Annotated in this window: 11 protein-coding genes; 2 read left to right on the top strand and 9 right to left on the bottom strand. The window is 71.7% G+C overall.

Annotated elements, in window-relative coordinates; all coding sequences use genetic code 11:
* Positions 1-81: 81 nt before the first annotated feature.
* Both QSK17_RS32475 and QSK17_RS32470 read left to right on the top strand, forming a co-directional pair.
* The gene (locus QSK17_RS32475) at positions 82-1269 is read left to right on the top strand and encodes an MFS transporter (RefSeq protein WP_285709756.1); all 1188 of its coding nucleotides are present in this window, start codon (positions 82-84) and stop codon (positions 1267-1269) included.
* Positions 1270-1342: 73 nt separating this feature from the next.
* Positions 1343-2020 (top strand): rhomboid family intramembrane serine protease, encoded by a 678-nt coding sequence (locus QSK17_RS32470; protein WP_285709754.1) that lies wholly within the window; start codon positions 1343-1345, stop codon positions 2018-2020.
* Between the two features lie 109 nt (positions 2021-2129).
* Here the strand turns inward: QSK17_RS32470 and QSK17_RS32465 are convergent, their stop codons facing one another.
* The 9 genes from QSK17_RS32465 to QSK17_RS32430 form a co-directional block, all read right to left on the bottom strand.
* A complete protein-coding gene (locus tag QSK17_RS32465; protein ID WP_285709751.1) occupies positions 2130-3083 on the bottom strand; it encodes an electron transfer flavoprotein subunit alpha/FixB family protein in 954 nt (317 codons plus the stop codon).
* Between the two features lie 10 nt (positions 3084-3093).
* Positions 3094-3873: an electron transfer flavoprotein subunit beta/FixA family protein gene (locus QSK17_RS32460; protein ID WP_285709749.1), complete on the bottom strand. Its 780-nt coding sequence runs from the start codon at positions 3871-3873 to the stop codon at positions 3094-3096.
* A 566-nt stretch (positions 3874-4439) separates the two neighbouring features.
* Entirely contained in the window at positions 4440-5717 is a 1278-nt protein-coding gene (locus tag QSK17_RS32455) for a serine/threonine-protein kinase (RefSeq protein ID WP_285709747.1), read from the bottom strand.
* A gap of 70 nt (positions 5718-5787) precedes the next feature.
* On the bottom strand, positions 5788-7761 hold the full coding sequence (locus QSK17_RS32450; RefSeq protein ID WP_285709745.1) for a serine/threonine-protein kinase: 1974 nt from the start codon (positions 7759-7761) through the stop codon (positions 5788-5790).
* 12 nt (positions 7762-7773) lie between these two features.
* The gene (locus QSK17_RS32445; RefSeq protein WP_285709743.1) at positions 7774-9966 is read right to left on the bottom strand and encodes a serine/threonine-protein kinase; all 2193 of its coding nucleotides are present in this window, start codon (positions 9964-9966) and stop codon (positions 7774-7776) included.
* 106 nt (positions 9967-10072) lie between these two features.
* Positions 10073-10585 carry a YbaK/EbsC family protein gene (locus tag QSK17_RS32440; protein WP_285709742.1) on the bottom strand — a complete coding sequence of 171 codons (513 nt, stop codon included), beginning with the start codon at positions 10583-10585 and terminating at the stop codon, positions 10073-10075.
* Between the two features lie 127 nt (positions 10586-10712).
* Positions 10713-11567, bottom strand: coding sequence for a M55 family metallopeptidase (locus QSK17_RS32435; RefSeq protein WP_285709741.1), 855 nt, complete (start codon positions 11565-11567; stop codon positions 10713-10715).
* Positions 11552-11653, bottom strand: a complete 102-nt coding sequence (locus QSK17_RS36340; protein ID WP_352231884.1) for a hypothetical protein — start codon at positions 11651-11653, stop codon at positions 11552-11554. The genes QSK17_RS32435 and QSK17_RS36340 overlap by 16 nt, the downstream gene beginning before the upstream one ends.
* A gap of 73 nt (positions 11654-11726) precedes the next feature.
* A complete protein-coding gene (locus QSK17_RS32430) occupies positions 11727-12092 on the bottom strand; it encodes a hypothetical protein (RefSeq protein ID WP_285709740.1) in 366 nt (121 codons plus the stop codon).
* Positions 12093-12297 lie beyond the last annotated feature (205 nt).

The following is a 12297-nucleotide window of genomic DNA, read 5'->3' as shown; positions in this document are numbered from 1 at the left end:
TCACACTCCCATCCCTCGAAACCTGAAACTTGCGAGACTCTCCACCCTGGAGACCCTCCCCACCCCTGAAAGGAGCCCATAATGACCCGCGCCCTGAGGACGGCCCGCTGGGGGGCGATCCTCACCTTCGTGCTCGGCGGCTTGCTGTGCGGGACGTTCACCGTGCGCATCCCCGCCCTGACCGACAAGCTCGGCATCCCCGAGTCATCGGTCGGCCTCGCGCTGCTCGCGTGGGGGCTCGGTGCACTGCTGTCCATGCAGTCCATGCGCGGGATCATGGCCAAAGCGGGCAGCGGAGGCGTGCTGCGCGTCGCCGCTCCCCTCTGCGCGGCGACGCTCCTGCTCGTCGGGCTCGCGCCGTCCTTCCCCCTGCTGGTCGGGGCCGCCCTGCTCTTCGGCATGACGTTCGGCGCCGTCGACGTCGCCATGAACGCCCAGGGCTCGACCGTCGAGCGCGCGTACGGCAGGCCGCTGCTGAGCGGCATGCACGCCGGCTGGTGCGTGGGAGCGATCTCGGCCGGGCTGATCGGCACCGCGGCCATCGCGGCCGGCCTGTCCCTGACCGCCCATCTGGCGATCGTCGCCGTGCTGGCGCTGCCCGCGTCGGTGGCGCTGAGCCGTACGTACCTGGCCGACGGGGTCGCCGCGGAGGCGAAGGGGCCGCGCCGCAGGCTGCCCGGTGTGGTCTACCTGCTCGGCGCGATCACGTTCGGCGCGTTCATGGTCGAGGGCGTCGTCGCGGACTGGAACGGGCTGTTCCTCCGCGACACCCTCATGGCGCCCGAGTCCCTGGCCGCGCTCGGCTACCCGATCTTCGAGGCGGGCATGCTGCTCGCCCGGCTCTCCGGCGATCGGCTGCGGATGCGGTTCGGCGCCGCGCGCCTGATGGGGTTCTCGGGCCTCGCCACGGCGGCGACCTTCACCGTCGTCGTCGTCGCGCCGTCGGCGATCGTCGCCCTGTTCGCGATGCTCTTCGTCGGGATCGCCGTGTCGACGATCTCCCCGCTGGCCCTGTCGCTGGCCGGAACCGCCACGGACACCCCCGGCCCTGCGATCGCGCAGGCGGGCGCCATGGGATACGCCGGGCTGCTGCTCGGCCCCGTGGTGATCGGCTTCCTGTCCGGCGCGACGTCCCTGCGCGTGGCGATGGTGACCGCGGTCGTCCTCGGCATCCTCATCGCCGTCGCGACCCGCTTCCTCGCCAGAGCCCGTACGGCTCCCGCCGAGGTCCGCGTGGAGACCGAGGAGCGGCTGCCGGTCGCGGCCTGAGGTGACATTTGTCCCGGGGAGACGGCCACATCTCCCCCTGCCGGGTTCGCGGGGGCTTTGACACGCTTTGAGGGTGAAGAAGTTCCCCGCCGCCACGGCGGCCGTGTTCGCCGTCACCGCGGTCCCGAGCCTGCTGCAGTTCGCCTTTCCCTCGCTGGAGACCACGCTGCGCCGCGATCCCGCTCGCATCGCGGACGGCGAGTGGTGGCGGCTCGGGACCTCACTCCTGGTCCAGGGCGGTGGCGCGGTCGGCGCCGCCTTCAACCTCGCCTCGCTCCTGGTGCTCGGCGTCATCGCCGAGCGCGCCCTCGGGCCCGCCCGCTGGATCGCCTGTTATCTGGCGGGCGCCGCCGCGGGGCAGGCGGCGGGCACGTGGCTCGGCCTGGTGGACGCGGGCAACTCCATCGGGGTGTGCGGCCTGGCCGGTGGGCTGGCCGTGGCCGTCGCGCTCGGGCGGGCGGACCGGTTCGCCGGATCCGTGGCGGCCTTCTACGTCCTGCTTCTGGTCGGCGGGCTCTTCGCCGGCTCCGTCACCGTGATCGTCGCCACGGTGGTCATCGGCGCGGCGGGAGCGCAACTGGTCGCCCATCGGGACCGGCTGCCGCTCCCGGTGTTCCCCGCGATCGTCGTGGCGACGGGGCTCGTGCTCGCCGTACTGGCGGACCTGCACGGCCCGGCCATCCTCGGCGGCGCGGCTATGGCGGGCGTCGTCGCGGTCGCCCGGGGAGCCGCCCCGCGCTCCGCCCGCTGAGGCCCCGCGCGTTTGACACCCTGCCGGTGTTCGCGGGCGGCGCGGAACGGGGGCCGACACGGCGACGGCGCCGCACGCGATGCGTGCGGCGCCGTTCCGTCGAGCGGTGTTACTTGCGCTTCTCGATCTCCTCGGTGAGCTGCGGGACGACCTGGAACAGGTCGCCCACCACACCGAAGTCGGCGATCTCGAAGATCGGAGCCTCAGGGTCCTTGTTGATCACGATGATCGTCTTGGACGTCTGCATGCCGGCCCGGTGCTGGATGGCGCCGGAGATGCCGGCCGCGATGTAGAGCTGCGGCGACACGGTCTTGCCGGTCTGGCCCACCTGGAACTGGTGGGGGTACCAGTTGGCGTCGGTGGCGGCACGCGAGGCGCCGACCGCCGCGCCGAGGGAGTCGGCGAGCTTCTCGATGATGGCGAAGTTATCGGCGGAGCCGACGCCACGGCCACCGGAGACCACGATCGCGGCCTCGGTGAGCTCCGGACGCGCGCCCTTCTCCTCCTTGACCCGCTCCACGATCTTCGCGGCGCGGGCCGCGTCGGACGGGGTGACCTCGACCTGCTCCTCGGCGCCCGCACCGGCGGCGGCCACGGGAGCGGTGGAGTTGGGACGCACCGCCACGATCGGGGTGCCCTTGGTCACCCGGCTGCGGACGTTGATGCCACCGCCGAAGATCGACTGGTCGGCGACGAAGCCCTCGCCGAGCCCGACGGCGTCGGTGATCACGCCGGAGTCCGTCTTGACGGCGAGCCGGCCGGCGATCTCCTTGCCCTCCGACGTGGCGGCGACCAGGACCGCGGCGGGCGACTTGTCCGCCACCAGCCGGGCGAGCAGCTCGGCCTTGGGTGCCACCACGTAGTCGACGATCTCGTCGCTGCCGGCGACGTAGACCTTGTCGGCGCCGTACTCGGCCAGCTTGGCCTTGGCCGTTTCCGAGTAGCCGGGGCCCGCCCACACCGCCGACGGCTCGCCCAGCGTGCGGGCCAGTGTCAGCAGTTCGAGGGTGACCTTCTTGACCTCTCCGTCGACGTGCTCGACGAGAACCAGGATCTCACTCATCTCGGGCCCCTCAGATGAACTTCTTCGACGCGAGGAAGTCGGCGGCCTTGACACCACCGTCGCCCTCGTCCTTGACAACCGTGCCCGCGGCGCGCGGCGGGGCCGCGGCGAACTCGGCGACCTCGCTGTAGGCGGCGGCCAGGCCGACCGCGGAGGCGTCGACGGAGGCGTCCGCGATGCCGAGCGTCTCGACCGGCTTCTTCTTGGCGGCCATGATGCCCTTAAAGGACGGGTAACGCGGATCGTTGATCTTCTCGACGACCGAGACGACGGCGGGGAGCGTGGCCTCGACCTTGTCGAAGCCGTAGTCGGTGAGCCGCTCGATCGTGATGGCCGATCCGTTCACCTCGACCTTCCGCGCCAGGGTGAGCTGCGGAGCGCCCAGCCGCTCGGCGAGCATCGCCGCGAGCACGCCCGTGCGGGCGTCGGTGGACTCCGAGCCGAGGATGACCAGGTCGAACCCGATCTTCTTCAGCGCCTGAGCCATGGCGTACGACGTGGACAGGGCGTCCGAGCCGTGCAGCGCGTCATCGCTCAGGTGGACGGCCTTGTCGGCGCCCATGGCGAGCGCCTTGCGGATGGTCTCGGTCGCCTTGGCCGGGCCCATGGTGAGAACGGTGACCTCGCCACCGTGAGCTTCCTTGAGCCGCAGCGCCTCCTCGACCGCGTACTCGTCGAGCTCGTTCACGACACCGTCGGCGGCGTCACGGTCGAGCGTCTTGTCATCGGACCTCAGCTTGCGCTCGGTCGCAGTGTCGGGGACCTGCTTCACGCAGACGACGATGTTCATGGCCGGTGGCCGACCTCCCGTTTCCGTACGGCTCTCGGTGGCCGCGCATGGGGTATGCGCGTGCCCCGCTCAGACTGCCAGGTGCCCGCGAGCGTGATGACAGCGGGTGCCTCGGGCTGAGAGCGGATTGCCCGGTGCCTCCACATGTTACCCACGGGTAGTTTCGCTGCAAACCTCCAGGATGTACTACTCCGTCCGGTGTGCGCTTCGTTACCGGAAGGCCCGCTCCCACACCATACCGAACTTTGTTCCACGCGCTTTGGCGGGGTACGGTCAGTGCCCTTTGGCCACGCCTCCGGCATGACGGGCTCGGGGCGCTCTTGAGGCGGCTCGTGCCCTTCTCGCTCGGAGTCGCTCGTTCCTCGCTCCCCACTCGCTCGTCGGTTACTTCCCCGCCGCGCCCCTCGCTGTGCTTACTTGCCTCGCTGCGCTCGGCGGGCTCGGGGCGCCCTTGAGGCGGCTCGTGCCCTTCTCGCTCGGAGTCGCTCGTTCCTCGCTCCCCACTCGCTCGTCGGTTACTTCCCCGCCGCGCCCCTCGCGGTGCTTGATTGCCGCGCCCCTCGCGATCAGCTGGCGAGGGCGATGATCGTCAGGAGGAAGAGGACGCCGCCCACCGCGAGCAGCAGGGTGAGCGTGCTGAAAACGCTGCTCAGCACCGCCCACAGGGCGACCACGCCGGCACCGCCCGCGAGATCGACGAGCACTCTCGTCCGCGACTTCGCCAGCAGCCCGAGCCCCGCGTCGATCAGGACGCCCACGCCGTACAGCACGAGGATCAGGAGGGAGAGCTCCGGGAGGTACTGGCTCGCGGCGGCCGCGACCAGCCCGGCGAAGACGCCCGACCCGATCACCCAGCGTCTGCGGATCCGCTCCCGGCGCCGGGCGCGGGCCTCCTCGATCGACCGCTGCCGGTTCACCCGCCGGGGCCTCCACTCCCTGGTCGCCTCGCCGGCGATCTCGGCCATCGCGGTCGGCGCCGCGTCCCTGCCGCGCCGTACCGGGGCGGCGAGGAGCGGCGCCGGGCCGAACGGCGCGCCGCCCGCGACCGACGGCGCGATCGAGTCGAGCCGCGCCACCAGCTCGGCGGCGGTCGGCCGGGATCCGGGATCGCCCTGAAGGCATTCCCGCAGCAGCGGCACGAGCCAGGCCGGCACGCCGGACAGGTCCGGCTCGTGGTGCACCACCCGGTAGGCGACGGCCGCGGGCGGCCCGCTCCCGTACGGCTGCCGCCCCGAGGCGGCAAAGGCGAGCGTCGCGGCCCAGGCGAACACGTCGGCCTCCGGCCCTGCCTCGGCGCCCTCCAGGACCTCGGGCGACAGGTAGCCGGGGGTGCCGATGACCGCGCCTGACGCGGTCACCGAGGCCACGTCCTGCGCGCAGGCGATGCCGAAGTCGATCACGAAGGGCTCGTGGTCGGCGAGGATCACGTTGGCCGGCTTGAGGTCGCGGTGGACCACGCCCGCCCGGTGGATCGACTCCAGCGCCTCGGCGAGGCCGCGCGCGAGCCGCAGCAGGTCCTCGCCGTGGACCGGTCCTTCCGAGACGAGCACTGAACTCAGCGGGCGGCCCTGGACGTACCGGGTGACGATGTACGGGTACTGCCCGCTCAGGGAGGCGTCGAGCACCTCGGCGATGTGGGGGCCGCGCACCCTCCGCATGGTCTCGACTTCGCGGGCCAGGCGGGTGAGGGCGAGCGAGTCGGCGGCGACGTGCGGGTGGAGGACCTTGACCGCGACGGTTCTCCCCTCGGTGTCGAGCGCCAGGTGAACCTCGCCGAAACCGCCCGCCCCGAGCTGGGAAAGCAGGCGATACGGCCCGAGCTGTCCACCGTTCGGCGACCCCATCCCGCTCCCTTCGCCCCCCATTCCATGGTGCCCCACCGGTACCAAAGGACTCCCTAAGGACTGGTTAGGTCTAGAAAGGGAGAACCGCCTGACCGATCCGCTTCGTGATGTCTCCGATCAGCCCGCCGATCAGGTTGACGACGGTGTCCTGTCCCCTCGCCTTCAGGGTGCGGACGATGTCGTCGATGGCCACGGACGGCGAGCGCCACGGGGCCCAGGACGGTTCCGCGGAGAGCGCCGTCATGACCGCGAAGAACGCCACCGTGCCGAGGATGAGCGCGACGACCATGCCCGCGCCGGGGCTGCGGATCGCGCCCGTCAGCGTGCGGGCGACCGCCTTGCGCGGCGCGCCGCCGCCCGGCAGGACGAACAGCCCGGCCACGAAGGCCCCCGCGGCGTAGGCCGCGGCCGGATCGGTGTGCATGTGGCCCAAGTAGACGAGCACGCCCCACACGCACATGCCGAACATCGCCGCGAGCGGCACCTGCACGAGCGTGGCGAACGCCGACTTGATCAGCGCCCATGGCGTGCCCAGCACGGCGAGGATCGGGTCGGCCCCGCTGCTGCCGCGTATCGAGCGTCGCTCGGCCAGGTCGCCGAGCAGGTAGTGCCCCACGCGGAGGCAGAGCGCGGCCACGATCGCGAACAGGCTCACGGTCACCGGCAGGACGCACGCCAGCGCCACCAGGATGGTGAGCAGCAGCCCGGCCAGGATCGGGTGCCTGGTGCGGTAGCGCGGCCGCTCCTCCTCCGGGGCGTACGGCCGGGCCTGCGCGGCCGGGTCGGTCGGCGCCGGAGGCATGATCCGGGGGCCGGGCGGCGCGGTTTGGACGGCCGGGCCGGTCGGCGCCGGCGGGTAGCCCGCCACCCTCTGGTCCGGGTACGGCGGCGGATACGTGGGCCCCGGCGGGTACGGCGCCGGATGGCCCGGGCCCGGCTGGTACGGCGGCGGATGGCCCGGACCCGGCGGGTACGCGGTGACGGGCGGCGGAACCCCCGCGGCGGGCGACTTCCTGGACTGGCGCGGCTCCCAGCGGGGACGCTCCGGCTCGACGTAGTTCACCGGAGGCAGCAGGTCGGAGTAGCTGTCGTCCTCCCGCGCCGCGGGCGGCCTGGTCTGCCCGACGGGGGTGACGGCGTCGTCGAGGACTCTGGTGCCGTCGTCCGGCACGTGCCCGTTCAGCGCCGACGCGTCGAGGATCCGGGTCCCGCCGTCGCGGGCGACCTCCTGGAGCACGGTCACGGACGGGTCCAACTCCCGCGACAGCCGCAGAAGGGACCCCGCACTGGGACGGGACGCGGAGTCGGTGGCCAGCGCCAGCCGGAGCCAGCTGTGCAGCCACGGCGGCGCGAGATCGATCTGCGCCTTGCCTTCGAGGATGTTGTAGCAGACCGACTCGAACGTGCCCGACCCGAACGGCGGCTTGCCGGACACCGCGAAGAAGACGGTCGCGGCCAGCGCGTGCACGTCGGCCGCCTGGGTGATCTCGGTGTCCCTGATGATCTCGGGTGCGAGGTAGCCGGGGGTGCCGACGAACATGCCCGTCTGGGTCAGCCGGGTGGCGTTCACCAGGTGCGCGATGCCGAAGTCGATCACCAGCGGCTCGCGGTCGACGAGCATCACGTTGGCCGGCTTGAGGTCGCGGTGGATGACGTCGGCGGCGTGGATGGCGACCAGCGCCTCGCACAGGCCGCGGGCCAGCCGGATGACGTCGTCGTCCGGCAGCGGGCCGTCCTCGACGACGGCCTGCTCCAGCGTCCGTCCGGGGGCGTACCTCGTCACGATGTACGGCGTGTCGCTGATCAGGTCGGCGTCGAGCACCTCGGCGACGCGGGGGCTGCGTACCCTCCGCATGGTCTCGACCTCGCGGGTGAGCCGATCACGTGCCTTGAGGTCGGAGGCCACGTGCTGGTGCAGCACCTTGACGGCGACCTCGCGCCCCTCCTCGTCCAAGCCGAGGTGGACCACCCCCATGCCGCCCTCGCCGAGTTGGCGGAGCAGCCGGTAAGGGCCGATCCGCTCTGGAGCCTCAGTCGCCGACATGTCCGTCCCCCGTCACTGATTCCCTGCTTTGTTACGCAACTGGTTCAGGTCCTGCACCACCGAGGGCACGTTGACGGGACCCATGAAGTGTCCCCCTACCTGTTTACCCATCAGCCCGGTCAGCGCAATCGCCGTCACCACCGTGGCGACGGCCCCGGCCCCCCAGGCCAGCGCCATCGCCGCACTTCTCGTCGGCACCAGCGACGCGAGCGTGCGCCGCATCTGCCGGCTCGGGCCCTCCACACCCGGTCCCGCGCACACCGTCCACAGCGCCACGGCGATCCCCCAGCTCAGCGCGTCGAGCGTGGACATCTTCGTGACGAGCACGGTGAGCAGCAGCGTCACCGGAAGACCGAGGACCACCCCGTACGGCACCAGCGCGATCGTGATGCCGATCGACTTGAGCAGCACGGCCGGCTGGCCGAGCACGCGCAGCACGTCCGTCGCCGCGGCCGCCGGCGGCCTGCGGCCGTTCAGCTGCGGCTGCGCGATGTCGGCCGCACGGAGCAGGATCGTGGCCGGCAGCGCCACCAGGGTGACGAGCAGCGGCGCAATGACCGCGAGGGCGACCACCAGGATCAGCAGCATCGCACCGGCCACGCCGTACGCCTTGGAGCGCTGGAGCGGCGTGGCCGGCGCCGACCCGGCGGCGGCCACAGGAGGAGGCGGCACGCGCACCGTCGGCTGGAAGGGCGCCGGATGGGGCTGGTTGACCTGCGGCGTCTGCTCGTAGATCTCGGGTGCCTGCTCGTAGAACGCCTGTTGGGGATAGGCGCCCCGGAGCTCCTCCGGCCTGACCCGGCGGGTGGGCACGTCCGTCTCGCCGGTCGTCGGAGCGGGCGGCCAGGGCGTCTGGGACGGCGGGCTCACGGGAGGCGGCGTCACAGGGGGCGGTGTCACCGACGGCGGCGGCACAGGCTGCCGCGTCACGGGGTGCGAGGTCACGGCGGGCGGGGTCATGGCGGGCGGGGTCATGGCGGGTGGGGTCACAGGCGGCGTCCCGGACGGGGTCCTGGGCGGGGCCATGCGCGTCGGCGCGTCGTCGGGGTGGATCGCACCACCGGAGGAGAGGCCCGCCCGGCGCAGGTCCTCGCCGGTCACCCGCACGGTGGGAAACGGGTCGCCGGGCGACGAGGAGTCGCCGAGCAGCGAGACGAACTCCTCCGCCGGAGGCGTGGCCGGAGCCGGAGTGGCCGTCACCGGGGCGGGCGGGCCCGAGGGCGGGACCGAGGGCGAGGCGGGGGACGGCGTGGGCGGCCGCCATCGCGGCGTGCCCGGCTGCGCGCCCGAAGGCGACGTGCCCTGGCCCGGGCCGGGCTGCCCGGGGACGCCGATGACGGGCACCGGCCGGCCGGTCGTCTCGTCGACGTTCGGGACCGTGACAATCTCGTCGGGCACGCGCGGCCTGTCGCCGCGCGTCATGAGCTGGGCGATCTGCCGGGTCAGCTCGGCGGCGGTCGGGCGCTTGGCCGGATCGCGCTGGAGCGCCGCGCGCAGCACCGGTTGGATCAGCGCGGGAGCGGCGCTGACGTTGGCCTTGCCGGAGGTGATGTTGTAGAAGATCATCTCCAGCGTGCCCTTGCCGAAGGGCGGCAGGCCGGTGGCGGCGTAGAGCAGGGTGCCCGCCCAGGCGTGCACGTCCACCTCGGGGCCGGCCTCGTGCCCTTCGATGATCTCGGGCGCGAGATAGCCGGGCGTCCCGATGAACATGCCGGTCTGGGTGAGTCGCGTGGCGTCCACCGCCTGGGCGATGCCGAAGTCGATCAGGACCGGCCACCCGTCGAGCATGAGCACATTGCCGGGCTTCAGGTCACGGTGGATCACTCCCGCGCCGTGCACGGCGGCGAGCGCCTCGGCCACGCCGCTCGCCACCCGCAGCAGGGCGTCCACGGAGAGCGGGCCGTCCTGCTTGACGACCTCGTCCAGGGGACGGCCCGGCACGTACCGCGTCACGATGTAGGGCCGGGGGCCGGTCACGTCCGCGTCGAGGACCTCCGCGATGTACGCGCTGCGCACCCGCCGCATAGTCTCGACCTCGCGCGACAGTCTCCTGCGCGCGAGGTCGTCCTGGGTGACCTCCGGGCGCAGGACCTTGACGGCCACCTGCCTCCCGTGCGGGTCAAGGGCGAGGTGGACCACGCCCATGCCGCCCTCACCGAGCCGCCGTAGCAGCCGGTAGGGGCCCAGTCGGTCGTCCTGATTCATGGCGTAAGCACCATACCGACTAAAGCACCGCCCATGACTGAACCAACGCGCCACATTCCTGCTCGTGACAACGCATGGAACAGCCATTCGGTTTCCCGCGCGGACGTCACATGGCGAGGGAGAGCACCTCCGCACCGGTCGCCTCGACCAGCGCCTTGCCGGAAAGCGCCAGCTTGGAGCGGCGGACGCCGCTTCCGATCACGATGAAGTCACGCCTGGTCACGTTTTCGTCCACGAGCACCGGCCAGTCCGCCGGAAGCCCGATCGGGGTGATGCCGCCGTACTCCATGCCGGTGAGTTCGACGGCCTCCTCCTGCGGGGCGAAGGAGACCTTGCGGACGTCCAGGTGCCTGCGGACGACGCCGTTCACGTCCGCCCGGTCGTCGGCGAGGACAAGGACCGCGGCGTACCGGATCTCGCCGCCCCGCTTACCCGCGACGATCACGCAGTTGGCCGAGTCCTCCATGGCCACGCCGTACCGCGCGCAGAACGCGGCGGTGTCCGAGAGCGCGGGATCGATCTCGGCGACCTTCAGGTCCACGCCGACCTCCGGCACGGCTTTCGCCACGGGGGCAGCGAGCAGGTCGATCCGGTCGGCGACGGGCACCCAGTCGAGCATCAAGGACTCCTTCAACACGCGTTCGTCTCGTGCGGTTGGGTGACCACCTTACGGGCGGACTCGAACGCTCCCGGCATATCGCGCCCGCGCCTCCGGCGGCGCCGAGCCGGCCGCCAGCAGGTCCGCCTCAGCCGTAGATGCCGCTGCCACATGCGACCGATCCGGCGATCATGGCGAAGATGCCGAAAAGCGCCATGATCTCGTGGTAGTCGTCCGTGCTGAACTCGGTGTGCCGGGGACCGACCTGCCGGGTGCCGGGCACCAGCCCGCAGCCCGCGGCGATCGCGGTCGAGTTCCACTCGACCCCCAGCGTGTACGGCGGAGCCACGACGTACGGCCGGAAGTCGGCCAGCCTGCCGACCGCCCGCGTCGCCGCCTCCCTGATGCGGCCCTGGGCGACGCTCGGCGGCAGCAGCTCGGCGGAGAAGCGGTCCACGCCCTTCTTGACGGCCACGGTCTCCACGTCGCCGAGCAGCTCGCGCGCCTCCTCGCAGACGGCCTCATCGCCGGTGACCAGTGCGACGGGGACGCCCAGCGAACCGGCGAAGCCCGCGACCAGCCGGGTCTCCCCGCAGATCTCGCCGTTGAGGTAGACGTTCTGGATCTCCTTGCCCATCCAGGTGTGGTTGAGCACGCCGTGCTGTACGCCGGCCCGCGCGTGGTACCCGGCGAAACAGGCGGCGGCGAAGTCCGTGGTGAGCCCCTGCCCCATCCGGTGCGGCTTGCCCGGGCCGCGGATGAGCGTCGCCCGGGGGTCGATCAGGTCGATCCGCAGGTTCTTGGTCGACCCGTGGGCGTCATTGATGAGAACGGATTCGGCGCCGGCGTCGAAGGCGCCCGCGACGACGGCGTTGGCGTCGCCCGTCATCAGCTCGCAGCCGCGCTCGTATCCGCGGCCGCCCGCGCGCATCTCCTCGGGGTCCGTGAGACCGGTCACGCCTTCCATGTCCACGGACAGATAGATCTTCAACTGGCCCCCCATTTCTCCGCCCGGGCGCTCTCGTCCGGGGTCATCAGGCCGATGCCTTCCATATAAGCGGAAACCCGCTCCCGCCACGGCTCCGGGATCTCGTCGATCGCGGGGGGACAGCAGTGGCCCTCACGGTCAGAGTGTTCGGCCAGGTGACGCGCACCGCGGCCGCTACTCCGCGTCCGCGGCCACGGTCGCCCGGGCCCGGAACTCGGTCCTGAGCTCGGCCCTGAGCGCGTCGATCGCCTGCCACACGAGTATCTCGTTCTGCAGGAGGCGGTCCAGGGCTTCGGCGGTCTCGGTCGCGAGCCGGTGCGCGTCCGCTCCCCTGGGATCGGGTTCGGGTGCCTTCGGCGGAGTGATGATCGCCTGCCGGAGCCGATCGACCTCACCGCGCAGCGACACGACCTCTCTGCGCAGCAGCTGGACCTCCCACAGGGTGTCCTTGATGTCCTTCCGGTGTTCCGCCTTGGTGACGTATCGCGCATCTATCCGGGAACGCACCGCCCGGCGGAGTCGTGAAGGAATCAGGCGCATGACAAACCGCATAAACCGACACCATAGCGGCAAAGTCTGGCAATTTTCGGAGTCTATTTATTTGCCGGCCCGCGCCGACTTAGTGGTCATGTCCGTAAATCCCTCGGGGGTTACGCCGCGACGTCGAGCACGTCAGGCTGTTGCTCGCAGTGATCGTGCTGCTGGGAGTCGAACTCTTTCTGTTCGTGTCGCTCGATCCGGGCCA

It is taken from the genome of Microtetraspora sp. NBRC 16547 (assembly GCF_030268965.1).
Lineage (GTDB): Bacteria > Actinomycetota > Actinomycetes > Streptosporangiales > Streptosporangiaceae > Microtetraspora.
The sequence above is the reverse complement of the archived record's forward strand: the minus strand, read 5'-3'. Positions and strand labels throughout refer to the sequence as shown.